The organism is Roseateles asaccharophilus (assembly GCF_031458115.1).
Taxonomy (GTDB): domain Bacteria; phylum Pseudomonadota; class Gammaproteobacteria; order Burkholderiales; family Burkholderiaceae_C; genus Pelomonas; species Pelomonas asaccharophilus_A.
In genome coordinates this window covers 215,695-237,953 of the sequence record NZ_JAVDXV010000007.1, presented here as the reverse complement: position 1 = coordinate 237,953, position 22,259 = coordinate 215,695, and the positions used below count along the sequence as shown (strand labels likewise).

The following is a 22,259-nucleotide window of genomic DNA, read 5'->3' as shown; positions in this document are numbered from 1 at the left end:
CGGCCGCGCGCCTCTCAATCGGCGCTGAAGCCGTTGACGGCGTGGGTGCCGTCGCAGAAGGGTTTGGTCCCGCTGCCGCCGCAGCGGCAAAGACGCGCCTGCGTCACCCGGCAGACCATGCGGCCGGTGCCGCTGAGCACCTCGATGCGGCCGCGCACCTGCAGCGGGCCGTTGGGCTCCGGCTCGATGGCGATGTCGCCGTCACGGACAGCGGGCATGTCGGTCGACAGGCCCAGCATGCCCGTGTGCGGCTCGCCGGTCGCGTCGAAACCGACGTCGTGATGGCTGCCATCGCAGAACGGCTTGTTCTTGCTGGCGCCGCACCGGCACAAGGTCGCCCGCATGCCGATGCGGTGGCCACGCAGCGATAGCGGGCCGCGGAAGGCATAGGGGCCGGCTTCGCGCACCGACATCAGATTGACGGGCGGTGCCGGCTCGTCGGGCTCGCCGTCCTTGCGGCGGTACTGGATGGCGCCGGACGGGCAGGCATGGGCAATGTCCACCAGGCGCTCGACCGGCATCGCGTCCGGGTGTATCCAGGGGCCTTGCACATTGGCGAGGAAGACCTTGGGTGCGCCGGTGACGCAGAAACGTGCGTGGATGCAGCGCTGGGCTTCAAAGCGCAGTTCCAGCTTCTCGCCCTGCACCACCTCGATGCCTGCATCGACCGTGGTGGGTGGGGGCGCAGCAGCAGGCACGGCCACGGCGATGGGCGGCGCCGTGGCCGTCGGTGCCTGATGCAAGTCCAAGCCACGCTCGGCGCGTTCGTGCAGCGCCTGCAGTTGGCGTGCGGCACGCCCGGTGCGGTCGGCGCCCTGTCCGGCATGCAGCCCCGCCGCGGCATCCGCGATCTGGGCCAGGCGCTCCACGACGAAGCGACGCGCGGCAAGGCCGGGCGGCAGGCCGGCCGCATCGCGCAGCGCCGTGAAGCTGGCGCCGGCGTTGCAGCCGGGATTGCTGGGGCCGGCGGGCAGCCGTGCCGCATGCTCGGCCAGCGGCGTGAAGGCCCGCATCAAGCCCACGGCCAGATCCACGATGAGGCTCTTCTCCGCCGAGGGCCCCGGCATCAGATAGCTCTGGGACAGCAGCCTCAGCATCAGGCCGTAGCTGGCGTTGGCGATGTCGACCGTCTCGGCGGCGGCGGGGTTCTCCAGCCACACGCGGCCCTCGGGCCTGGGCGGGCGCCGAAGCACCGGATTGGTCGCGGCCGGCCAGGCAGGCTCGAAGCCCGGGTTGGCCTCGCGAAGCGCGCTCAACTCGGCGCGGATCCCGCTGAAGCGGTGGTAGTGGGAGCGCTCGCTGTCGGTCGAGGCGCCTTCGCCTTGCAGCACGATGGCGTCGAACGCCGCCAGCGCGGTCTTGGAACACAGCACCTGGCGGGCCCCGCAGAGGGTCAACTCGTCGGGGCCCAATTGCAGCCAGCGGTCACCGCAGAACGACGCCGCCTCTCCGTTCAACGCGACGAAGGCCCGGAGCTTCTCGCCCAGCTGCTGGTAGAAGTGGCCGACCGTGTCGTAGTCGCAGGCCATGGGCGTGACCCGTGCGACGGCCGAACCCCGCTTGAACGGGTGCTGCAGCGCAAAGCCGTCGCCATCCTGTTCGTCGCTGCCCTCGGGCCGCTCCAGGAAGATGAAGTGCTGCAGCGTCGCGGCATTGAACGGCGCGAGCTTCACGACGACGCTGGCGGGCAGGTTGCCCGGGTCCAGCGGGAAGTTGCCGCGGCCTACCCGTGGTGCGCCACCCAGCGCAGCCGTGATGTTCCAGACGGCCACCAGGTGACCCATCTCCTCGACCGCAACCGCGATGATCTCGCGGCGCCAGCGCTCGGTGGCCTCGGCCTCGGCGCCGCTCAAGCCGGCTTCGCCAGCCTGCTTGAGGCTGAAGGCGGCGTAGAGATAGGTGCACATGAGGTTGTGCTCCAGCTCGGCCGCTTCGTAGAGGCTGTGCAGCAGTTGCTCTCGACTGGGCGCAACCGTGGTCGTGGGGCTCGTCATCGCGGGGCGCTCCAAGTCTGGCCTGTCGCGACATTAGCACGCGGGTTGACGCCGCCGCCGCGACAATCGCGGCATGTCCTTCGCTTCCCTGGGCCTCACGCCCGCCCTGCTGCGCGCCGTGCGCGAGCAGGGCTATCACGCGCCCACCGCCATCCAGGCCGCGGCATTGCCGCCGGTGCTGGCGGGCCGCGACGTGCTCGCCATCGCGCAAACCGGCTCCGGCAAGACCGCCGCCTTCGCGCTGCCACTGCTGCAGCGCCTCATCGACTCACCCCCACGCCCCGGCCCGCGCGTGCTGGTGCTGGCGCCCACGCGTGAGCTGGCGGCGCAGACGGCGCAGCTGCTGCGCGACGTGGCCGCCCGGCTGCTGCACCGCCCGAAGATCGCGCTCGCCTTCGGCGGCGTGTCCATCAACCCGCAGCTGATGGCGCTGCGCGGCGGCTGCGACGTGATGGTGGCCACGCCGGGCCGGCTGCTGGACCTGCTGGACCACAACGGTTTGACGCTGGCCGGCGTGCAGTGCCTGGTGCTGGACGAAGCAGACCGCCTGCTGGGTCAGGGCTTTGCCGACGAGCTGCAGCGCGTGCTGGCCCAGGTGCCTGCGCAACGCCAGGCCTTGCTGTTCTCCGCGACATTCCCGCCGGCCGTGCAGGCGCTGGCCGACGCGCTGCTGCGCGAGCCCGAGCGCATCGTCATCGAAGAGGCGCCGCCGCGGATCACGCAGCGTGCCATCCAGCTGGACCGCGCCCAGCGCCTGCCCGCGCTGCGCGAGTTGCTGCGCGACGCCGGGTGGGCGAGGGCGCTGGTGTTCGTCGCCAGCCGGTACACGGCCGAGCTGGTGTCGGACAAGCTGTTCGCCCACGGCTTCAAGGCCGGCGTGCTGCATGGCGAACTGAGCCAGGGCGCACGGCGCGATGTGCTGGAGGCGCTGAAGTCCGGCCGCGTCAACGTGCTGGTGGCCACCGACGTCGCCGCGCGCGGCCTGCATGTGGACGCGCTGGACGCTGTCGTCAACTACGAGCTGCCGCGCTCCGCGGCCGACTACACGCACCGCATCGGCCGCACCGGCCGCGCGGGCGCGCAGGGCACGGCCGTCAGCTTCATCTGTGCGGACAGCGCCGAGAACGCCGAATCGCACTTCCGCCTCATCGAGAAGCGCCAGGGCCAGCGCGTGCCGCGCGAGCGTTTGGAAGGCTTCGAGCCGCAGGCCGTCGCCACCGAGGCGCAGGCCACCGGCGGCATCAAGAGCACCACCCGCAAGAGTAAGAAGGACAAGCTGCGCGAGGCCGCCGCCCGCGCAGCAGCAGGAAACCCCGATGGGCATTGAGATCGAACGCAAATTCCTCGTCGCCGGCGAGGGCTGGCGCGCGCAGGCTTCCAGCCAGACCCGCTTCAGCCAGGGCTACCTGAGCCGCGACCCGGCGCGCACGGTGCGCGTGCGCGTTGCCGGCGAGCGCGCCTTCCTGACCATCAAGGGTGCCACCACCGGTGCCACGCGCGCCGAGTTCGAGTACGCCATTCCGGTGGCCGATGCGCAGCAATTGCTGGCGATGGCCGACGGCCCGGTCGTCGAGAAGGTGCGCCACCTGTGCACCGTGGGCGGCATGACCTGGGAGGTGGACGAATTCCTGGGCGCCAACGCCGGTCTGGTCGTCGCCGAGATCGAGCTGCAGTCCGAAGACCAGGTCTTCATGCATCCCGACTGGCTGGGCGACGAGGTCACCGGCGACGCGCGCTACGTCAACGCCAACCTGGCGGTGCGGCCGTTCACCAGTTGGTGAACGGCGTGGTCGTCACCAGGGCGGCGCTTCCTCGCTGACCGCCTCGGTCGGCTCCGGCAGCAAAGCCGGTACGGGGGCGGGCGCGGGGCCGGCGGCGAAGTCGTGCTCGCCGCCCAGGCCCTCGATCAGCGCCGGGATCAAGCGGCCCAGCTCGCCGGTGGCCAGCGCCAGGTCGGCGTCGAAGGCCTCGTCGCCGCTGGCTTCGGGCCGGCCTTCGAAGGCCAGGTCCAGGAAGCTGATCTTCTTGATCGTGAAGCCCTCGGTCAGCGTGAAGGCGACGCGCTCGTTCCAGCTCAGCGCCAGGCGCGTGGGCATCTTGCCGCTGGTCAGGTGGGCGCGGACCTCGTCGATGTCCAGCGGATGGCGCGCATAGCGCACGACCGGCTTCTGCTCATCGCTGCCTTTCAGCTCGCACTCGCGCTCGATCTGGAAGCCCTCGGGCGTCACGCCGTCCATCAGCCATGCGGCCATCACGGCGGCGGGGCTCTCGGCGGTCTGCACCAGCTGCAGACTCAGGCCCGGGCTGGCCTGGATCAGCAGCGTGACGACCTCGTCGGCGCGGCTGCTGGAGCCGGCGTCGACGAACAGCAGGCCGTCCTTGGGCGCGATCCAGACCTGCGTGGCCGAGGTCTTGGTGAAGGCGCGCGGCAGCAGCTCGTGCTCGGCCTGCTCCTTCAGGTCCTTGCGGGCCTTCTTCCCGGGCTTGCGGCCGGTGGTTTCCTCGATGTGCTCGCACAGCTCGTCCAGCCGCTCGTTGACGACGGAGGAGGGCAGCAGGCGCTGCTCGCGCTTGAGCTTGACGAGCCAGTGGCCGTCCACCACTTCGACCAGCGGCGCGTGCTCCACGCCGCGCGGCGGCGCCCAGCCCACGGCCAGCGGTTGCGTGGGTGCGCAGGGCAGGAAGGGTTCCTTGGCGAGTTGTTCGGCGAGCGCTTGAGCGTCGGCCGTCCAGCCTTCGCCGATGCGGTAGGTGATCAGGTTCTTGAACATGGACTCTGGAGAAACAAGAAGCCCGCCAGCGGCGGGCTTCACAAAGACGGCTGCATTGTCTCAGGTACGCCGGCGCCCCCAGCTCAGCAATGCCCCGACCCCGGCCAGCCACAGGCAATAGGTCGCAGGCTCGGGCACGGCGGTCGTGATGGCCTGCATGGTGCCCGTGAAGTTACCCGTGGACACAAAGCTCAGGCCCGTGACGAAGCCGGTCACGTCGAACGCGTTGACGTTGGCCGACGCCTCGATGCCGCGGATCTGGAAGCGGTCCACGCCGGCCGCAAAGCCGTTCGCCGTGAAGTCGAAGCTGGCGCCGGCGGCCAGGCCGGTGGCGCTCTGCTGCCAGCCGCTGCCCGTCCAGGTCCAGACCTCGTAGAGCCCGTCGCCCACGTTGCTGGCCACCTGCACGGCCTTGAAGCGCGGGTCGCCCGCGCCGGTGGCGTAGCTGAAGCCGGTGGCGACGACGGGGTCGATGAAGGTGACGTGGTCAGGCCCCACGTCGGCCACGTTGAAGCTGTAGACCGGCCCGGCCAGCAGGCCGCTGGTGGTGGGCACCGGCGCCAGCGTGGGCAGCGCGATGTTGCTGACCCCGGCCGGCAACGTGGCGGGGTTGATGGGCGTGAAGTCGAAGTACGAGCTGGAGCGGGAGTCCACCGTGCCGGCGAAGATGCCGCTGGTGCGCGTGTGCGCCAGGTCGATGCTGATGGCGTAGCTTGTGCCGTACTGCAGCACGCCCTCCGGCAGTGTGAAGCTGGTGCTGCCCAGCACCGGGCTCTGCCAGATCAGGTCGGCCTGCTGGAAGCTGTAGGCGGCGCCCGCGCGCGACTCCACGGTGACCGGGTGGCTGGTGTCCTGCACGCGGATGCGCATCTGGTCGATGCCGTCGGGCGTGGTGGCCGGCAGCGTCCAGCTGATGGTGGGCGTGAGGCCCGCGCCGCTGATGGTCATCGAGCTGACGAAGGGCATGGCGCCCACGTTGCCCAGCGTGGGCGTCGTGAGGCTGATGGCGCCGCTGAAGCTGGCGTTCGTCGCCAGCAGCAGCCGCCAGTTGCCGGTCAGCGCGGGGTCATAGGGGCGCGACGCGTAGTACTGGTGCGGCAGCAGCGTCCAGTCGCGCTCGAACAGGCGTTGCTTGAGCCAGTCGGGGTCGGTCGCGAACGAGTCGCAGGTCTTGCCCCAGGGGCAGATGCCCGACGTGCCGTAGACATAGGCCGAGGGGTTGTCGGCCGGCGGCTTCACGTTCTGTATGCCCCAGACAATCAGGTCGCCGGTGGCATGGTTGCCGCTGTTGGCACTGTTGTTCTGCCGCAGGAAGAACGGCGACTCGGCGGTGGGCGTGGCGGCCAGTGCGTGGGCGGCGGCCAGCAGGGCGAGCGGAACGAGTGAGACCAGGCAGCGCTTCTTCATCGCGAGGCTCCCGAAAGATGAGCCGCAGGCTAGCGGCCCCCGGGTGCCCGGCGCATCCCCAGTGCTGTGGAGGCGGGGTCAGGCCGCGTCGGCCATGACCTGGCGCAGCAACTTCTCGAACACCTCCACCGACTGTCCGCCCTGGATCAGATGGCGCTGGTTGATGACGATGGCCGGCACGGCATGTATGCCCTGGCCGTGCACCTGCGCCTCGGCCGCGCTGACGTCGGCGTCGTAGCGGTCGCTGGCCAGCAGCTCCCGGGTCTCGGCCTCGGGCAGCCCGGCGGCCGTGGCCAGTTCCAGCAGCACGGCGCGGTCGGACACGTCGCGGCCGTCGGTGAAATAGGCCTTCAGTAGCGCGACCTTCAGCGTGCGCTGGCGGGCGCCGCCGTAGGCCTCGTCGACCCAGTGCAGCAAGCGGTGGGCGTCGCGCGTGTTGTAGATGCGGCTGCGCGCCTCCATGCGGAAGTCGAAGCCCAGCGCGGCGCCGCGTTCGCGGATGGCCGCGCGCGTGCCTGCCAGCGCGGCCGGGCTGGCGCCGTACTTCTGCGCCAGGTGCTCCTCGATCTCCTGGCCCTCGGGCGCCATGCCGGGGTTCAGCTCGAAGGGGTGGAAGTGCAGGTCCAGTTCCAGCCCCGGGATGCGCGCCGCGGCGGCCTCCAGCGAGTACAGGCCGATGGCGCACCAGGGGCAGACGATGTCGGAGATGAAGTCGATACGCATGGCGGCATTTTCGCGGCGGCTCAATGCCACCGAGCGTGCAGGCCGGCGCAAAACGTGATTGGGTTGCTGTCGGCGGCGCCGGGCCTTGCCTGGGAGGGGGACCCGGGGCTAATAATCGACTTGGCCATTGCCCTGCAGCCATGTCCTACATAACACTCCTCCGCTCCAGATCCACGTGGCACCGTTTGTTGGCGGCTGCGGCCGCCAGCGTCATGGCGACCACGGCACATGGCCAGCAGGCCGAACGGCCCGGCGGCAGCTTGCGGCTGAGCGGCTTCGGCACGCTGGGCCTGAGCCATGTGGATACGCCACCCGGGTGGGGCTTTCGCCGCGAGCTGACGCAGTCGGCCGACGACGGCCGCTGGCATGCCGACGTGGACAGCCGGCTGGGCGTGCAGCTGAACTACAGCCTGGGCACGCGGTTCGAGTTGGTGGCCCAGGTCATTGCCAAGAAGCGCGGCCACTACGCCGCCGACGGCGATGCGCTGGAATGGGCCTACGCCACCTACCGGCCCAACGCCGACTGGACGCTGCGCGCCGGCCGCGTCAACGTCGACGCTTTCCTGATGGCCGACTATCGCAACGTCGGCTACGGCTTCACGGCGGCCCGGCCGTCGGTGGAGCTGTACTCGCGGCTGCCCACCACGCTGGACGGTGCCGACGTGGCGCGCAGCTGGTTCCAGGGCGATGCGCAGTGGCGCGCCAAGCTGATGCTGGGCACCGCGCGCATCGGCGATCTGCACACGGCCAAGGCCAGCCGCATACGCCAGGTCGTGGGCGGCATGCTGTCGCGCGAGGAGGGCGGCCTGCTGGTGCGCGCCAGTGTGGCCCGCACGCGCATCGACATCGACCTGACCAACGCCCAGCCCGCCCTCGACGGCCTGGCCCAGCTGGGCCAACTGCCCATTCCTGCGGTGGCCGATCAGGCCCGCGTGCTGCGCGAGCGGCTGGGCGCCACGGGCGTCTGGGCCACGTTCTGGGAATTGGGCCTGCGCCACGAGCTGGCGGACTGGCAGTGGAGCGCCGAGTTCGTGCGCGTCGCGGCCAAGCCGCTGACCGTGGAGAACATGGTCACGGCGATGTTGGGCCACCGGCTGGGCGACTGGACGCCTTACATCAGCTACGGCATCGCGCGCAATTCCTTGGCGGTGCTGGATCAGCCGGCCTGGCAGGCGGTGCTGACGCCGGTCATCGGCCCCCTGGGGGCGGCCCAGGCGCAGATGCTGGGCAGCGTGGTCACCACGTCGCTGAACAACACGCGTGTGCACCAGTCCACCTGGTCGCTGGGCACGCGCTGGGACTTCCATACGCAGGCCGCGCTGAAGCTGCAGTGGGACCGCGTGCGCGTGCAGCGCTTCGGCGCCGCGCTGTGGACCGGCGCCGACGGCTCGCCCGCCACCGTCAACGTCGCGACCGCGGTCGTGGACTTCATCTTCTGAAGCCATGACCCTGCGCCGACTGCTCTCCCTCGCCGGCCTGGCCGCCTGTCTTGCGCTGTCGCTGCCGGCACGCGCCGATTTCTACATCGTCGTGCACGCCAGCAACCCGCAGCGCGCGCTGACGCAGAAGGAGGCCGTGGACCTCTTCATGGGCCGCAGCCGCGCGTTCGCCAACGGCGACTTCGCGCTGATCTTCGACCTGCCGCGCGACCACCCGCGCCGCGCGGCGTTCTACCAATCGCTGACCGGCATGAGCGTGGCCCAGGTCAACAGCTACTGGTCGCGGCTGATGTTCTCCGGCCAGAGCGCGCCGCCCCAGGCGTTGCCCGATGAGACCGCCATGGCGGGCATCCTGCGCCGCAACCCCAGCGCCCTGGGCTGGCTCAGCAAGGAGCCCACCGACGCCGGCCTGCGCACGGTGCTGGTCATCAAGGAAACGCCCGCCAAATGACGACCCCGGGCGCACCTCGCGTGCGCGGCGCGAACAGCCTGCAGCTGCGCTTCATGCTGCTGGTGTTCATCAGCGCCGCCTTGCTGGCCCTCGTGGCCTCCACCGTCGCCTACCAGGTGGGCCAGGAGCGTGCGCTGACGGCCAGCCGCAACAGCGTGGAAGCGCTGGCGACGGCGGTCGAGAAGACCGTCGCCATCGGCGCGTTCGCGAAGGACGCCGTGCTGCTGCAGGAGGTCGCGGGCGGCCTGGCGCGCAACGAGCTGGTGGATGTCGTGGAGGTGGTGGCCGCCGACGGCAGCGCGCTGGCCAAGGCACTGCGCCCCGGTGCGGTCGACCGCATGGGCGCGACGCTGCTGACGCGGCCGCTGATGTCGCCCTTCGACGCCAAGGAACAGCTGGGCCAGCTGCGCATCCGCCTGAATGACGCCAAGGTGCAGGCCGACGCCGACCGCGAGGCCTACACGCTGGCCGGCGCGATGGCCGCGCAGGCGGCGCTGCTGGCGCTGATCCTGTACCTGCTGGCCGCGCGCATGGTCTCGCGTCCCATCGTGCGGCTGGCCAGCGCGCTGCGGCGCATGACGCCGGGCAGCAGCGAACGGTTGCAAACGCCGGCCAGCCACGCCGGTGACGAGATCGGTGTGCTCATCGCCGGCGCGAACTCGCTGCTGGAGGCCAACGAGCGACAGCTGCAGACCGAGCGCCGCCTGCGCGCCGAGGTCGAGGCGATGGAGGCCCAGTACCGCCAGATCTTCGACTCCAGCAGCGCCGGCATCTTCGTGCTGAACGAGGGCGGGCGGCTCATCAACGGCAACCCGACGGTGTCGCGCGTGGTGGGCCTGTCGATGGACCAGCTGCGCACGCTCAGCGAGGAAGACTTCATAGCCCGTGTGTTCCACCGTCCCGAGCAGGTGCGGCAGATGATCGAGGAGGCCACCCGGCACGGCGAGACCGTCTCGGCCGACCTGGAGCTGGTGCAGCAGGGCGAGCACCGGCGCTGGGTGCATTGCCTGATCTCCGTGCAGGAGGCGACCGAGGCGCCCACGGTGGAGGGCGTCATCTACGACATCACCGAGCGCAAGAGCGAGGAGAAGGCGGTGCGCCACCGCGCCGAGCACGACGCGCTGACGCAGCTGAAGAACCGAGCGGAAGGGTTGGCGACGCTGGACCGCTTCGTGGCGGACGCGCTGGCGCGCGGCGGCACGCTGAGCGTGGCCTGTGTGGACCTGGACGGCTTCAAGCTCATCAACGACCGGCACGGCCACCACAGCGGCGACGAGGTGCTGATCGCCTGCGCCGAGCGCATGCGGGCGGCGGTGCGGCGCTCGTCCGACCTGGTGGCGCGCCTCGGCGGCGACGAGTTCTTGATCGCGCTGCGCGACGTGGGCCCGGGCGACGCGGTGTTGAGCCAGGTCATGCACGACCTCGTGGAGAGCCTGTCCAGGCCCATCAGCCTGTCCACCGGCGACACGGTGCGCGTGGGCGTCAGCGTGGGCGTGGCCTGCCTGCCGCTGCATGCGGCCGAGTCGCCGCGGTTGGTGCGTGCGGCCGACGAGGCGCTGTATCACGTGAAGCGCAACGGGAAGTTGGCCTTCGTATTGGCATTGGCGGGCTGAGTGCCTCTCGCCGGGCCGCGCTGGACGCGGCCCGGCGCTCGGCCCCGAATGTCCCTGTTCTCACGCGGCGGTGCGAACAAGCTTAGAAACCCGTCATGCCTGACTACATCCCGCCCCAGGTCTGGACCTGGAACAAGCCCAGCGGCGGCCAGTTCGCCAGCATCAACCGGCCCGTCGCCGGCCCCACGCACGACAAGGAACTGCCCGTCGGCCGCCACCCGCTGCAGCTGTACTCGCTGGGCACGCCCAACGGCGTGAAGGTGACGGTCATGCTGGAGGAGCTGCTGGCACTGGGCCATGCCGGCGCCGAGTACGACGCCTGGCTCATCCGCATCAACGAGGGCGAGCAGTTCGGCAGCGGCTTCGTCGCGGCCAACCCCAACTCCAAGATTCCGGCACTGGTGGACCGCAGCGGGCCGGCGCCGGTGCGCGTGTTCGAGTCGGCGGCTATCCTGATGTATCTGTCGGAGAAGTTCGGCGGTGCCTTCCTGCCCGCGGGCGGCGCAGAGCGCGCCGAGGCGCTGAGCTGGCTGTTCTGGCAGATGGGCAGCGCGCCCTTCCTGGGCGGCGGCTTCGGCCACTTCTATGCCTATGCGCCGACCAAGCAGGAGTACCCCATCGACCGCTACGCCATGGAGGTCAAGCGCCAGCTGGACGTGCTGAACCGCCTGCTGGCCGAGCGCCGCTACCTGGCCGGCGAGCAGTACAGCATCGCCGACATGGCGACCTGGCCCTGGTACGGCGCACTGGCGAAGGGGCAGCTCTATGGCGCGGGCGAGTTCCTGTCCGTGCACGAGTACGGTCACGTCATCCGCTGGGCCGATGAGATCGCCCAGCGGCCGGCCGTGAAGCGCGGCCGCAAGGTCAACCGCACCTGGGGCGAGCCGGGCAGCCAATTGCACGAGCGCCATGACGCCAGCGACTTCGAGCTGAAGACGCAAGACAAGCTGACACCTTCGCCATGATCACGCTCTACGACTGCGCCACCGCGCCCAGCCCGCGCCGTGCACGCATCCTGCTGGCCGAGAAGCGCGTGCCGTACGAGACCGTGCAGGTGGACCTGCGCGGCGGCGAGCAACTGGGCGAGGCCTACCGGCGCATCAACCCGCAATGCACCGTGCCGGCACTGGTGACGGAGGAAGGCCCGGTGCTGACCGACAACGCCGCCATCGCGGCCTACCTGGAGGCCCGCTTTCCCGAGCCACCACTGCTGGGCCTCACGCCCTTGGAGAAGGCGGAGATTGCTGGCTGGCAGGCGCGCATCGAGCTGGAGGGCCTGCTGGCCATCGCCGAGGGCTTTCGCAATGGCAGCCCGGCCATGGCCAACCGTGCGCTGACAGGGCCACACGACCACGCGCAGATCCCGGCGCTGGCCGAGCGTGGCGTCGCACGGGCACGGCATTTCCTCGCGGCGCTGGATGCGCACCTCAAGGGGCGGGAGTTCATCGCGACGGACCGCTTCAGCCTGGCCGATATCACGGCCGTCGTCGTCGTGGACTTCGCGCGGGCAGTCCGCCTCAAGCCGACCGAGGAGCACGGCGAACTGCGCCGCTGGCGCGAGGCGATGCAGGCGCGGGGAACGATGGGCTAGCGCCTCGCCGCACGCTCGTGCGTCACCACGCTGTCCAGCAGATAGGGCCGGTCGCGTTCGAAGAAGCCCGGGTCGATGTTGGTGTTGGGCAAGTGGAAGACCTTCAGCTGGCGGTTCTTCAGCAACTGCAGGCTGGCGCCGAAGTACTGGTTGAACAGCCGGTCCAGCTGGCCGTTGGCATGGGCCCGCTTGAGCCCGTACTCCAGGCGCTCGGCCAGCCGGGGCTGGTCGCGTGCGACGAAGAAGTACATGGGCATGTAGGTGAAGACGGCAAAGCGGTCCACGATCATGAGGTCGGGGTGCTCCGCGCGATGCGCCTGCAGCTCCGGCTGCACCTCGAACACGCTGCGCATCAGCAGCTGGAAGCGGCCCGAGTGCAGCATCGGGATCAGCGTCGCATGGGCGCCGCCGAATGCGATGCGAAAGCCGTTGTCCTCCAGCGGCTTGACGGTGGACCAGCCGGGGCCCTGGCCGATGGTCAGGCGCTTCAGGTCCTCGACATCCTTGACCCCGTCGTACAGCGCCTGGTTGGCCTGGCTGCCGAGGAAGAAGCGGAAGCTGGACAGGCCCTTCATCAGCGGCACCCGCACCGGCGTGGCGCGCTCCAGCCACTCCGGTGATGGGATGGCCACCGCCACGTTGAGGCTGCCGCCGGGTTCCAGTTCCAGCAACTGGCGGCGGATGACGCTTTCCTGCCGCTGCTGCTCGATGCGGTAGGGGCCGTAGCGGTCGCGTGACAAGGCCAGTGCCAACGCCAGCAGCCGGTCGGCATAGACACGGTGCGGCGCCTCCCTCTCCATGTAGGGAATGGTCACGACCTGTGCGGGCGGCTGCGCTGGTGCGGCCATGCCCGGCAGCACGCCGAACACGGCCAGCAGCAGGGCCGCCAGGAACTTCATGGGGTCAGAGCTTGCGGTCGCTGGGTCGTGCCAGGTAGAACCACTCGGTGCCGGGCTGGGACTTCACATTCGGGAACACGATGCGGCCCTCGCTGGGCGCCAGCACGGCTTCGCCGCTGGCGCGGGTGCCGATGCGCTGGCCCTTCTCTATGGCGTCGAAGCTGGCCCACTCGCGCTCGAAGCCGTCGCCCATGTCCTCGCGGTCGATGACGTCGTACAGCTGCAGCAGCTCCGGCGGCTGCGAGGGGCGGTGCGGCTCGACGGCTGATTCAGGGAGCATGCCCAGGAACACCAGCGAGCGCAGGATGGCCAGCCGCGCGACCTCGGGGCCCTTGGGGTCCAGGTGCTGGCCGCATTCCAGCGTGATGGCCCAGCCGCCGGTGGAGCGCATGTATTCGGTGGTGCCGACGCCGTAGTGCGGGTCACTGATGAGCGACGCGCGGCGCGAGCCATCGTGCGTGCGCTGCTGGCGGCGCTGCAGGCCCAAGGCGTAGGTGGACAGCCAGCCCTCAACGATGCGGCCCACGCCCAGAGCGGCGGCCAGCTGGGACTCGGTGGACTCCTGCGTGAACGGCTCCAGCTCGCCGCTGTTGTTGCGCGGGCCGATCATCGCGAACGCCGGGCCGTTGCCCTGGAAGCTGTGCAGGTCCAGGATGCCGTCGTGCTGCGCGATCAGCGGGCACAGCACGCGCGCGATGCGGTCCTCGAAGTCCTGCGCGATGACGGGCGGGCGGAGGTTGCGGTTCAGGTTGCGGTCGCCCTCGCGGCGGTTCAGCTGGTGGGCCAGCGGGTTGACGATGGGGACGAAGGTCAGCGTGCCGCGCTGCAGCACCAGCTCGCCAGCGTCCAGCTGCCGCATGATCTCGGCCATGGCCTGGGTGCCGTGGATCTCGTTGCCGTGCACGGCGCCGGTGACGAGGAAGCGGGGCCCCGGCAGCAGGCCGGCGTACTGGTGGATGCGGATATGGGTCGGCTGGCTGGACATGGGGTCAGGGCATGAGCAGGACGGAAGACAGGGCGCGGTCGGCCGGCCAGACGCTGCGCGGCAGGTCGGCCACGGGCTGGCCCGCGCGATAGGGCACCAGGCGGTACAGCGTGGCGAAGGCGAAGTCGGGCGGCGCCTCGCCGGCGCCCAGCACCAGCTCGCCGCCGCGGCGCACGGCGTCGGCCAGGAAGGCCGGGAGGCGCAGGTGGTAGGGGTTGCGTGCGATCTCGCCGGTGTGGCGTTCCAGCGCGGTGATGAGGCGGGCCGTGTCGGCGATGTTGGTCTGCACCAACGCGTTGGGCGCGGCCATCGTGGACCAGAACTCGGTGTGGGCGAGCACGGTATCCAGCCGCGCCTGCGCGACGGCCTCGACAACCAGTCGGTACACGCCGCGGTGGCTGGGGTTGTCGTCCAGCTCGTGCGGCAGCAGCAGCAGCGCGGGGCGATGGCGGGCCAGCAGCGTGGCGATGGCGTCCACATGCGAGGCCCACAGCGCGGGCTCGCGCTCGGCGGTGTCGGCGCGCACGTCGCTGAGGCCATTGGCGCCGACGGCGATGCAGTCGAAGCCCAGCACGGCGCAGGCGTCCTGCAATTCGGCCCAGCGGGCGGCGCGGCGGTCGACGTCGCTGCCCAGCGTGACGGCCACGTTGCTGACGCGCCAGCCGGCCTCCTGCTGCAGCCGCAGCGGCAGCGCGCCGACGATGCATTCATCGTCCGGGTGCGGCGCAAAGATGAGGCAGTGGCCGGGCGCCGCTTCAGGCCGGGGCGGCGTGCGCCGGTCGGGCGGGCTGCCCAGCAGGGCGGAAAAACGGGTCAGGTGCTCGCGCCAGCGCGCGAGATCGGCATCCAGGGACATGCCGTCATCCTACCGAGGCCCGGCCCGGCGCGGCCATGTGGCCAGCAGCACCCCCGATAAGGCCAGGCCATAGGCCAGCGCCTGGGCCGTCGACATGGACTCGCCCAATGCCAGCCCGATCAGCGCGGTGCTGATGGGCAAAAACACCATGAACACGCCCGCCTTCGCCGCCGGCAAGCCTTGCAGGCCGGCCATCCACAGCCACACGGTGATGACGCTGGCCGTGGCCGCGTAATAGGCCAGCAGCAGCCAGTCGACGGCGCGTGGCGCGGAGAAATCGAAGCTCAGGCCCTGCCAGATCGCCAGCGGCGCGACCAGCACCAGGCCCCACAGGTTGATCAGCGCGCTGATGCGCTTGGGCGTCAGGCCGGCCGTCAGCTTCTTGCCGATGACCACGTAGCAGGCCTCGCAGAACACGGCTGCCAGCAGCAGCAGCGCGCCCAGCGGCGTGGTCTCGGCGCCGCCCTGTCTGCCGAAGGCCACCAGCGCGATGCCGCCCACGGCGCAGGCGATGCCGGCCAGCACGCGCCGGCTCAACTGCTCGCGCAGCACGACCCAGCTCAGCAGCGCCACGGCCGCCGGGATGCCGGCCATGATGACGCCGGCCACGACGGCCGAGCTCTGCCGCAGGCCAAACAGCATGCAGATGGAAAACAGGAAGTTGCCGAGGAAGGATTCCAGGAACAGCAGCCAGCGCGAACGCGCGTCCAGCGGCGCTTCGTCGGCGGGCTTCTTCAGCCAGGGCAGCATCAGCACGGCCGCGAAGCCGAAGCGCAGGCCGGCCAGCAGAAAGATCGGGAAGGCGGCGACCAGCAGCTTGGACAGGCCCACATAGCTGCCGACCAGGCTGGTGCTGGCCGCCAGCAGCGCGTAGGCGCGCCAGGGGACCGGATGCATCAGGGCAGCGGCCCGTCGATGGTCAGGGCAATGACTTGCGTGAACTGGGCCGGGTTGAAGTTGTTGTCCGATAGCAGGATCAATGTGCGCTTGCCGTCGACGACGGGGCCGAAGGTGATGCCCTCGATGTTGTCCAGCGCCAGCACGCTGCCGTCGTCGTTGGTCAGCGAAGACAGGTCCAGCAGCATGGTGCGCTTGACGGGCACCACCTCGCGGCCCTTGATGGTGGGCCAGCCGGACACGTCGGTGGCACCGCGTGTGTCGATGCGGAAGATCTTGATCGTGTTGCTGGTGGGCAGCTTGGTGTGCGCGGCGACGCCGGGCGTCTGCGCACCGACGGCGAAGGCGCGCTCGATGACGAGGAACTCGGTGCTGGAGATCGCCAGCATGTCGGGCACGCCGTTGGTCGAGAAGTCGCCTACGCGGGCCGGCGCGAACGGCACCGGGCCCACGTCGTAGATGTACTCGGCGCCCGGCTTGCCGGTCTCCAGGTCGAAGGACAGCATGCGCGCGCGGCTGCCGCGGTTCACGGCCGTGGGCGGGCTGTCCTGGGCCAAGCCGTTCTCGGACATGCTCCACAGTGTCTTGCCGTCCGGCGTGATGGCGACGCTCTCGAAGGCGAGGTTGTTGTACGCACCTGTGTCGCCCGCGGCCAGTCCGCCCGCGCTGCCGCCGGGGTTGAAATAGCTTGGCACGGCGAACTCACCGGCTGGCCGGCCATCGGGGTGCATGCGGCGCAGCGTGGGGTTCTGCAGGCCGTTGGACATGCGTTGCCCCTCGTTGGCCCAGTAGATCAGGTTGCGCCGCGTGTCCAGACGCAGGCTTTCGGGGTCGACCTGGTTGCGGCCGAAGGGCTGGCCGTCCAGGTCCTGCATCGTGGTCATGTTGACCCAGCCGACCCCGGCGTCGCCCGGCGTGGCGCTGCGGCGGAACTTGGACAGGTCCAGCGTGAACTCGTAGAAGCGCGCGGGGCCGCGGTCGCTCCGGTCGTCGCAGATGGCCAGGTATCGGCCGGTGGCGGGCACGTAATCGATGCTGGACAGGCCGCCCAGCGGCAGGCCGCGAAAGCTCGCGCCGGTGGGCACGATCTGCTGGCCCAGGTAGGTCAGCGTCTGGGCGAGGGTGGGCAGGGCGGTCAGCGCCAGGGAGGCGGCGAGAGCCAGCCGTGCGAAAGGGGCGAACAACTTCATCGGAATCCTTGAGCAGCGGCTCGTGGCCGCCGGCGGGCGCGCAGTCTAGCCGGGCTTGATGTCAGGGGCTCCGTTGCGCAGGGAGTGACCCGCGTCGCGGAAGCTTGCGGGCCGAGCGCCGGGCCGCCCCAAGCCGGCCCGCGTTGGGCGATGTGCTTGCGGCTCGATGCCGCAAGCATCGCCGTCCCCCCGGGGGACCGACCGGGGCACGCGCGCGTTCAGCGACGCGGGACTGGGCGAGGGGCTTCAACTTCACCTCAGGCCGCCCGGCGCAGCGCGCCGCGCAGCGTGTCGATGATGCGTTCGATGTGGCTGCTTTCGATGATGAGCGGCGGCGACAGCGCGACGGTGTCGCCGGTCGTGCGGATCAGCAGGCCCTTGTCCCAGCAGTCCAGGAACACGTTGAAGGCGCGCTTGGCGGGCTGGCCGTCCAGGGCTTTGAGCTCGATGCCGCCCACCAGGCCGATGTTGCGCACGTCGATGACGTTGGGCTCGTCGCGCAGCGAGTGCAGCGCCTCGGCGAACTCGCCCTGCATGCGCGCGGCGCGAGTCAGCAGGTCGTCGTCCGCATAGGTGTCCAGCGTGGCAATGCCGGCCGCGCAGGCCAGCGGGTGGGCCGAGTAGGTGTAGCCGTGGAAGAACTCGATCAGGTGCTCGGGCCCGGTCATGAAGGCATCGTGGATCTTCTGCTGCGCGAAGACCGCGCCCATGGGCACGCAGCCGTTGGTGATGCCCTTGGCCACCGTCATCAGGTCGGGCGTCACGCCGAAGGTCTGCGCGCCGAACGGGTTGCCGGTGCGGCCGAAGCCGGTGATGACCTCGTCGAAGATCAGCAGGATGCCGTGCTTGTCGCAGATGTCGCGTAGTCGCTGCAGGTAGCCGGCCGGCGGGATCAGCACGCCGGTGGAGCCGGCGACGGGTTCGACGATGACGGCGGCTATTGTGCTTGCGTCATGCAGCGCCACCAGGCGCTCCAGGTCGTCGGCGAACTCGGCGCCATGTTGCGGAATGCCGACCGAGAAGGCATTGCGCGCCGGGTCGTGCGTATGGCGGATGTGGTCCACGCCCGCCAGCAGGCTGCCGAACATCTTGCGGTTGGCCACCATGCCGCCTACCGAGATGCCGCCGAAGTTGACGCCGTGGTAGCCGCGCTCGCGGCCGATGAGGCGGGTGCGGGCGCCTTCGCCGCGCACGCGGTGGTAGGCGATGGCCATCTTCAGCGCGGTGTCCACCGACTCGGAACCCGAGTTCGTGAAGAACACGCGGTTCATTCCCGCGGGCGCGATGGCTGCCAGCCGCTCGGCCAGCTCGAAGGCCTTGGGGTGGCCCATCTGGAACGGCGGCGCGAAATCCAGTTCGGCGGCCTGCTCCTGGATGGCCTTGACGATCTTCGGGCGGTTGTGGCCCGCATTCACGCACCACAGGCCGGCGATGCCGTCCAGCACCTCGCGGCCCTTGTCGTCGCGGAAGAACATGCCGTCGGCCTGCGTCAGCAGGCGCGGCGCCTGCTTGAATTGCCGGTTGGCAGTGAAGGGCATCCAGTAGGCATCCAGCTTGGAAACGTCAGCGCTCATGCAGGGCTCCTCAGGGGAAGCCCAAAGTCTAGAAGTTAATTTGACTGGGTTGTCAGAATTTGGCGTCGCCTCAGGGTTCCCACCAAAGGCACAAGTTGCACGAGCAGCACGCAGGCCAGCATCAGGCCGCAGCCGACGAGGCCGGTGGTGCTGAGGCGCTCCCCCATCAGCGCGTAGCCGAAAGCGGCGGCGAACAGCGTCTCGGCGGACAGGATGATGGCCGCGTCCGCCGCATGCGCGTAGCGCTGCGCGACGACCTGGGCGGTGAACGCAATGCCCACCGACAGCACACCGGTGTAGGCAATGGGCCAGGCGGCGGCCTGCAGGCCGGCCCAGCGCACCGGCTCCATGACGAACGCCGCGGCCAGCGACAGCACGCCGCAGACGGCGAACTGGCCGCAGGCAACCAGGAAGGGCGCGCCCATGCGGTCGGCCCAGCGGCCCACCATCAGCACGTGCACGGCCCAGGGGATGGCCGAGCCGGCCACCCACAGGTCGCCCAGACCGACGTTCAACTCGTGCGCGCCCGACAGCAGGAAGGCACCCGCCAGGCAGCCGGCCGCCGCGGGCCACACGGACCAGTGCGCGATCTGCCCCAGCAGCAGCCAGGCCAGCACCGGCACCAGCGGCACATAGACGGCGGTCAGGAAGCCGGCGTTGGTGACGCTGGTGTACTGGATGCCGATCTGCTGCATGGCGGCGCCCAGCGTCATCAGCACGCCCAGGCCGGCGATCTGCCAGCCGTCGCGGCGCTGCAGCGGCCGGTCCTGGCGGCCCACCCGGCGCCACTCCAGCACCGCCAGCGGCAGCACGACGAACGCGCCGATCAGGAAACGCACGCCGGTGAACAGCAGCGGGCCGACATCGGCCATGCCCTGGCTTTGGGCGACGAAGGCCGAGCCCCAGACCAGCGCGACCAGGGTGAGCAGCAGATTGGCTTGGATGCGGGACATCAGGAAGCTTGTTGCAGGGCGGCCAGTTCCGCTTCGTCGAAGCCGGCCGCGCGGCGGGCCTCGAGGTTGAAGGGCGCGCGCAGCTTGGGCGCCTGGTAGCGGGCGGCCAACTCGGCGTAGGTGGCGACGGGCTCCAGCCCGCGCTGTTCGCACAGGAAGCGGTACCAGCGGTTGCCGGCCAGCACATGGCCGACTTCGTCGTGCAGGATGACGTCGAGGATCTCGCCGGCGCGGTGGTCGCCGGCGCCGACCAGCTTGCGCTTGACGGCCGGCGACGCATCCAGCCCGCGCGCCTCCAGCGTGCGCGGCACCAGCGCGATGCGGGCCAGCAGGTCATGCCGGGTGCGCTCGGCCATGTCCCACAGCGCGTTGTGGGCGTCGAAGTCGCCGTAATCGAAGCCCAGGCCTAGCAGGTGGTCGCGCAGCAGCGTGAAGTGCTTGGCTTCCTCCTGGGCGATGCGCAGCCAGTCGCGGTAGAAGGCCTCCGGCATGCCGGGGAAGCGCCAGCAGGCGTCCAGCGCCAGGTTGATCGCGTTGAACTCGATGTGCGCGATGGCGTGCACCAGCGCCGCGATGCCGGCCGGCGTGCGCATGGACGGCGGCTTCAGCGTGATGTGCTCGACGAGGCGCGGCCGCTCGGGCCGGCCGGGAATGCCGGCGGGCTCGGCGATCTGGGCCAGCGTGTCGACCGGCAGCGAGGCGTCCAGCGCCTGGGCCGCGGCGGCCTTGGCGATGGGGTCGGCGATGAGCAGGACGGCGAGGGCGCGGGAACGGATTTCCATTGGCCGCGATTGTCGGCGAGCCGGCGAAAGCGTCGCAGCTCCGCCAGCGTGCGCGCCTGGGCGACGGCGGCCTGGACCTGCGGCGACACGGAGCAGACGCGATGCCCCACCGCGCCCATTTGCAGCGGGAAGCGCACCGGCACCAGGCCGGCGGCGGCGCGGGCCGGGTCGGGGCTGGACACGACCAGGACGTTGGGGTAGCGGAGCTGTTCGACGCTGACCAGCGCGCGCTGGATGTTCATGGCCGGCGCGCTCTCTACGCGGTAGGGGCCGTGCGTGGCCAGGGTCTTGTCCAGGGCCAGCCGGATGATCGCGTCGTCATAGGCCTGGCGCGTGTCGGTGTCGCTCTCCGGCTGACGCAGCGTGACCACCATGGCCGCGGCTGAGCCGACAGAGTGGCAGCGAGCAGCAGGCGAAGGAGCAGACGGCGCAGGAGCATGGTGGGGGGGGCGGGGTGTGCAGACCATTCGAGCACCATCGCGGTGCCCGCGGGGAGTGGGGCAGCCCCATAAAATCGCCGCTTCGCCCTCTGGGCCAACAACACGGGCGCACGATGGCGATCTACCAGCTCGACGAGCACATTCCCGACATCGCCGACACCGCCTGGGTGGCCGACAGCGCCGAGGTCATCGGCCGCGTCACGCTGGGCGAGGGCGTCAGCGTCTGGTTCAACGCCGTGCTGCGCGGCGACAGCGACACGCTGACGATTGGCGCGGGCAGCAACATCCAGGACGGCTCGGTGCTGCACGCCGACCACGGCTTTCCGCTGGTGCTGGGCCAGAACGTCACCGTGGGCCACCAGGTCATGCTGCATGGCTGCACGGTGGGCGACGAAAGCCTGATCGGCATCGGGGCGGTGGTCTTGAATGGCGCACGCATCGGCCGCAACTGCATCGTTGGCGCGGGCGCGCTGGTCACCGAGGGCAAGGAATTTCCGGACGGCAGCCTCATCGTGGGCGCGCCGGCCAAGGTCGTGCGCGAATTGAGCGAGGCGCAGATCGCCGGGCTCAAGGTCAGCGCGGCCCATTACGTGAACAACGGCCGCCGCTATTCGGCTGGCCTGAAAAGAATCTCATGAGTGAATTGCACAAGTTCCTGTTCGATGGCCTGCCGGTGCGCGGCATGCTGGTGAGGCTGACCGACGAGTGGCAGGAGATGCTGAGCCGCCGCGAGCCCGGCCAGGAATACCCGCCCGAACTGCGCGACATGCTGGGCCAGATGAGCGCCGCGGCCGTGCTGATGCAGGCCAACATCAAGTTCAACGGCGCGCTGGTGCTGCAGGTCATGGGCGACGGGCCGGTCAAGCTGGCCGTGGCCGAGGCACAGCCCGACCTGAGTTTTCGCGCGACGGCCAAGTGCGTGGGCACGGTGGAGCCCGGCGCGACGCTGGAGGCCATGGTCAATGTGCGCGGCCAGGGCCGCTGCGCGATCACGCTGGACCCGAAGGACAAGTTTCCCGGCCAGCAGCCCTACCAGGGCGTGGTGCCGCTGCATGGCGACCAGCGCGAGCCGCTGCAGAAGATGAGCGAGGTGCTGGAGCACTACATGCTGCAGTCCGAGCAACTGGACACGCGGCTGGTGCTGGCCGCCAACGGCGACATCGCCGCGGGCCTGCTGATCCAGCGCCTGCCGGTGGAGGGCGAGGGCAACCTGGAAGGCAAGCGCAATGAGGACGACATCGGTCTTTCGGAAGGCTTCAACCGCATCGCCATCCTGGCCGGCACGCTGACGGCCGAGGAGTTGCTGACGCTGGACGCCGACACCATCCTGCGCCGCCTGTTCTGGGAAGAGACGGTGACTCGCTTCGAACCCCAGGCGCCTCGTTTCGCCTGCACCTGCTCGCGCGAGCGCGTGGGCCAGATGCTGCGTGGCCTGGGCCGCGAGGAGATCGACAGCGTGCTGGCCGAGCGCGGCGATGTCGAGATCGGCTGCGACTTCTGCGGTCGGCACTATCGCTTCGATGCGGTGGATGTGGGCGCGCTGTTCACGCCGGGCGGCAACCCGCCTGAAGGCAGCGCGGGCGGCAGCCTGCAGTAGCTGCAGAGCAACGGGCGCGTCATGTGTTCTATGGACGTGCACGCCGCTGGCGATTGACGCCGCCTCTCTGAGCTGAGACCTTGGGCGGCTGGCCCGG

21 protein-coding genes are annotated in these 22,259 nt (G+C 70.2%); 9 read left to right on the top strand and 12 right to left on the bottom strand.

Annotation, left to right across the window (positions count from 1 at the left end):
- Positions 1 to 14: 14 nt before the first annotated feature.
- Positions 15 to 1,994: a ferritin-like domain-containing protein gene (locus tag J2X21_RS18220; RefSeq protein ID WP_310330983.1), complete on the bottom strand. Its 1,980-nt coding sequence runs from the start codon at positions 1,992 to 1,994 to the stop codon at positions 15 to 17.
- 73 nt (positions 1,995 to 2,067) lie between these two features.
- On the opposite strand from J2X21_RS18220, the gene J2X21_RS18215 reads away from it, so the two are divergent.
- Positions 2,068 to 3,321: a DEAD/DEAH box helicase gene (locus tag J2X21_RS18215; RefSeq protein ID WP_310330982.1), complete on the top strand. Its 1,254-nt coding sequence runs from the start codon at positions 2,068 to 2,070 to the stop codon at positions 3,319 to 3,321.
- Positions 3,311 to 3,775 carry a CYTH domain-containing protein gene (locus tag J2X21_RS18210; protein ID WP_310330981.1) on the top strand — a complete coding sequence of 155 codons (465 nt, stop codon included), beginning with the start codon at positions 3,311 to 3,313 and terminating at the stop codon, positions 3,773 to 3,775. Before J2X21_RS18215 ends, J2X21_RS18210 begins: the two co-directional genes overlap by 11 nt.
- A gap of 12 nt (positions 3,776 to 3,787) precedes the next feature.
- Here the strand turns inward: J2X21_RS18210 and J2X21_RS18205 are convergent, their stop codons facing one another.
- The 3 genes from J2X21_RS18205 to J2X21_RS18195 all read right to left on the bottom strand — a co-directional run bounded on the left by J2X21_RS18205 (position 3,788) and on the right by J2X21_RS18195 (position 6,895).
- On the bottom strand, positions 3,788 to 4,765 hold the full coding sequence (locus J2X21_RS18205) for a recombination-associated protein RdgC (protein WP_310330980.1): 978 nt from the start codon (positions 4,763 to 4,765) through the stop codon (positions 3,788 to 3,790).
- Between the two features lie 60 nt (positions 4,766 to 4,825).
- On the bottom strand, positions 4,826 to 6,172 hold the full coding sequence (locus J2X21_RS18200; protein ID WP_310330977.1) for a PEP-CTERM sorting domain-containing protein: 1,347 nt from the start codon (positions 6,170 to 6,172) through the stop codon (positions 4,826 to 4,828).
- Between the two features lie 78 nt (positions 6,173 to 6,250).
- Complete coding sequence (locus J2X21_RS18195; RefSeq protein WP_310330976.1) at positions 6,251 to 6,895, bottom strand: DsbA family oxidoreductase; 645 nt, start codon at positions 6,893 to 6,895, stop codon at positions 6,251 to 6,253.
- Between the two features lie 212 nt (positions 6,896 to 7,107).
- On the opposite strand from J2X21_RS18195, the gene J2X21_RS18190 reads away from it, so the two are divergent.
- From J2X21_RS18190 to J2X21_RS18170, 5 genes are all read left to right on the top strand, one after another.
- Positions 7,108 to 8,334 (top strand): hypothetical protein, encoded by a 1,227-nt coding sequence (locus J2X21_RS18190; RefSeq protein WP_310330975.1) that lies wholly within the window; start codon positions 7,108 to 7,110, stop codon positions 8,332 to 8,334.
- Between the two features lie 4 nt (positions 8,335 to 8,338).
- A complete protein-coding gene (locus J2X21_RS18185; protein WP_310330973.1) occupies positions 8,339 to 8,785 on the top strand; it encodes a hypothetical protein in 447 nt (148 codons plus the stop codon).
- Positions 8,782 to 10,398 (top strand): diguanylate cyclase domain-containing protein, encoded by a 1,617-nt coding sequence (locus J2X21_RS18180; RefSeq protein WP_310330971.1) that lies wholly within the window; start codon positions 8,782 to 8,784, stop codon positions 10,396 to 10,398. Before J2X21_RS18185 ends, J2X21_RS18180 begins: the two co-directional genes overlap by 4 nt.
- 95 nt (positions 10,399 to 10,493) lie before the next feature.
- Positions 10,494 to 11,363 carry a glutathione-dependent disulfide-bond oxidoreductase gene (gene yghU / locus J2X21_RS18175; RefSeq protein ID WP_310330969.1) on the top strand — a complete coding sequence of 290 codons (870 nt, stop codon included), beginning with the start codon at positions 10,494 to 10,496 and terminating at the stop codon, positions 11,361 to 11,363.
- Positions 11,360 to 11,989 carry a glutathione S-transferase family protein gene (locus J2X21_RS18170; RefSeq protein WP_310330965.1) on the top strand — a complete coding sequence of 210 codons (630 nt, stop codon included), beginning with the start codon at positions 11,360 to 11,362 and terminating at the stop codon, positions 11,987 to 11,989. Before yghU ends, J2X21_RS18170 begins: the two co-directional genes overlap by 4 nt.
- Here the strand turns inward: J2X21_RS18170 and J2X21_RS18165 are convergent.
- The 8 genes from J2X21_RS18165 to J2X21_RS18130 all read right to left on the bottom strand — a co-directional run bounded on the left by J2X21_RS18165 (position 11,986) and on the right by J2X21_RS18130 (position 20,125).
- Positions 11,986 to 12,888 carry a substrate-binding periplasmic protein gene (locus tag J2X21_RS18165; RefSeq protein ID WP_310330962.1) on the bottom strand — a complete coding sequence of 301 codons (903 nt, stop codon included), beginning with the start codon at positions 12,886 to 12,888 and terminating at the stop codon, positions 11,986 to 11,988. The two genes, J2X21_RS18170 and J2X21_RS18165, sit on opposite strands and share 4 nt — an antisense overlap.
- A gap of 4 nt (positions 12,889 to 12,892) precedes the next feature.
- Positions 12,893 to 13,873, bottom strand: coding sequence for a succinylglutamate desuccinylase/aspartoacylase family protein (locus J2X21_RS18160; RefSeq protein ID WP_310330960.1), 981 nt, complete (start codon positions 13,871 to 13,873; stop codon positions 12,893 to 12,895).
- A 4-nt stretch (positions 13,874 to 13,877) separates the two neighbouring features.
- Positions 13,878 to 14,729: a PIG-L deacetylase family protein gene (locus J2X21_RS18155; protein WP_310330957.1), complete on the bottom strand. Its 852-nt coding sequence runs from the start codon at positions 14,727 to 14,729 to the stop codon at positions 13,878 to 13,880.
- Positions 14,730 to 14,738: 9 nt separating this feature from the next.
- A complete protein-coding gene (locus J2X21_RS18150) occupies positions 14,739 to 15,626 on the bottom strand; it encodes a DMT family transporter (protein WP_310330956.1) in 888 nt (295 codons plus the stop codon).
- Complete coding sequence (locus J2X21_RS18145; RefSeq protein ID WP_310330953.1) at positions 15,626 to 16,816, bottom strand: esterase-like activity of phytase family protein; 1,191 nt, start codon at positions 16,814 to 16,816, stop codon at positions 15,626 to 15,628. The genes J2X21_RS18150 and J2X21_RS18145 overlap by 1 nt, the downstream gene beginning before the upstream one ends.
- Before the next feature lie 257 nt (positions 16,817 to 17,073).
- Positions 17,074 to 18,390, bottom strand: coding sequence for an omega-aminotransferase AptA (gene aptA / locus J2X21_RS18140; RefSeq protein WP_310330951.1), 1,317 nt, complete (start codon positions 18,388 to 18,390; stop codon positions 17,074 to 17,076).
- A gap of 35 nt (positions 18,391 to 18,425) precedes the next feature.
- A complete protein-coding gene (locus J2X21_RS18135; protein WP_310330949.1) occupies positions 18,426 to 19,343 on the bottom strand; it encodes a DMT family transporter in 918 nt (305 codons plus the stop codon).
- Entirely contained in the window at positions 19,343 to 20,125 is a 783-nt protein-coding gene (locus tag J2X21_RS18130; protein ID WP_310330946.1) for a ferritin-like domain-containing protein, read from the bottom strand. Before J2X21_RS18130 ends, J2X21_RS18135 begins: the two co-directional genes overlap by 1 nt.
- Before the next feature lie 553 nt (positions 20,126 to 20,678).
- Between J2X21_RS18130 and J2X21_RS18125 the strand changes: the two genes are divergently transcribed.
- The gene (locus J2X21_RS18125) at positions 20,679 to 21,203 is read left to right on the top strand and encodes a gamma carbonic anhydrase family protein (RefSeq protein WP_310330944.1); all 525 of its coding nucleotides are present in this window, start codon (positions 20,679 to 20,681) and stop codon (positions 21,201 to 21,203) included.
- Entirely contained in the window at positions 21,200 to 22,162 is a 963-nt protein-coding gene (hslO, locus tag J2X21_RS18120; RefSeq protein ID WP_310330943.1) for an Hsp33 family molecular chaperone HslO, read from the top strand. The genes J2X21_RS18125 and hslO overlap by 4 nt, the downstream gene beginning before the upstream one ends.
- Positions 22,163 to 22,259: the final 97 nt, after the last annotated feature.

What these genes read in the sequence shown, in the direction of transcription:
- J2X21_RS18220 (WP_310330983.1), bottom strand. Translation starts at nt 1,994, where the DNA reads ATGACGAGCCCCACGACCACGGTTGCGCCCAGTCGAGAGCAACTGCTG.
- J2X21_RS18215 (WP_310330982.1), top strand. Translation starts at nt 2,068, where the DNA reads ATGTCCTTCGCTTCCCTGGGCCTCACGCCCGCCCTGCTGCGCGCCGTG.
- J2X21_RS18210 (WP_310330981.1), top strand. Translation starts at nt 3,311, where the DNA reads ATGGGCATTGAGATCGAACGCAAATTCCTCGTCGCCGGCGAGGGCTGG.
- J2X21_RS18205 (WP_310330980.1), bottom strand. Translation starts at nt 4,765, where the DNA reads ATGTTCAAGAACCTGATCACCTACCGCATCGGCGAAGGCTGGACGGCC.
- J2X21_RS18200 (WP_310330977.1), bottom strand. Translation starts at nt 6,172, where the DNA reads ATGAAGAAGCGCTGCCTGGTCTCACTCGTTCCGCTCGCCCTGCTGGCC.
- J2X21_RS18195 (WP_310330976.1), bottom strand. Translation starts at nt 6,895, where the DNA reads ATGCGTATCGACTTCATCTCCGACATCGTCTGCCCCTGGTGCGCCATC.
- J2X21_RS18190 (WP_310330975.1), top strand. Translation starts at nt 7,108, where the DNA reads ATGGCGACCACGGCACATGGCCAGCAGGCCGAACGGCCCGGCGGCAGC.
- J2X21_RS18185 (WP_310330973.1), top strand. Translation starts at nt 8,339, where the DNA reads ATGACCCTGCGCCGACTGCTCTCCCTCGCCGGCCTGGCCGCCTGTCTT.
- J2X21_RS18180 (WP_310330971.1), top strand. Translation starts at nt 8,782, where the DNA reads ATGACGACCCCGGGCGCACCTCGCGTGCGCGGCGCGAACAGCCTGCAG.
- yghU (WP_310330969.1), top strand. Translation starts at nt 10,494, where the DNA reads ATGCCTGACTACATCCCGCCCCAGGTCTGGACCTGGAACAAGCCCAGC.
- J2X21_RS18170 (WP_310330965.1), top strand. Translation starts at nt 11,360, where the DNA reads ATGATCACGCTCTACGACTGCGCCACCGCGCCCAGCCCGCGCCGTGCA.
- J2X21_RS18165 (WP_310330962.1), bottom strand. Translation starts at nt 12,888, where the DNA reads ATGAAGTTCCTGGCGGCCCTGCTGCTGGCCGTGTTCGGCGTGCTGCCG.
- J2X21_RS18160 (WP_310330960.1), bottom strand. Translation starts at nt 13,873, where the DNA reads ATGTCCAGCCAGCCGACCCATATCCGCATCCACCAGTACGCCGGCCTG.
- J2X21_RS18155 (WP_310330957.1), bottom strand. Translation starts at nt 14,729, where the DNA reads ATGTCCCTGGATGCCGATCTCGCGCGCTGGCGCGAGCACCTGACCCGT.
- J2X21_RS18150 (WP_310330956.1), bottom strand. Translation starts at nt 15,626, where the DNA reads ATGCATCCGGTCCCCTGGCGCGCCTACGCGCTGCTGGCGGCCAGCACC.
- J2X21_RS18145 (WP_310330953.1), bottom strand. Translation starts at nt 16,816, where the DNA reads ATGAAGTTGTTCGCCCCTTTCGCACGGCTGGCTCTCGCCGCCTCCCTG.
- aptA (WP_310330951.1), bottom strand. Translation starts at nt 18,390, where the DNA reads ATGAGCGCTGACGTTTCCAAGCTGGATGCCTACTGGATGCCCTTCACT.
- J2X21_RS18135 (WP_310330949.1), bottom strand. Translation starts at nt 19,343, where the DNA reads ATGTCCCGCATCCAAGCCAATCTGCTGCTCACCCTGGTCGCGCTGGTC.
- J2X21_RS18130 (WP_310330946.1), bottom strand. Translation starts at nt 20,125, where the DNA reads ATGGAAATCCGTTCCCGCGCCCTCGCCGTCCTGCTCATCGCCGACCCC.
- J2X21_RS18125 (WP_310330944.1), top strand. Translation starts at nt 20,679, where the DNA reads ATGGCGATCTACCAGCTCGACGAGCACATTCCCGACATCGCCGACACC.
- hslO (WP_310330943.1), top strand. Translation starts at nt 21,200, where the DNA reads ATGAGTGAATTGCACAAGTTCCTGTTCGATGGCCTGCCGGTGCGCGGC.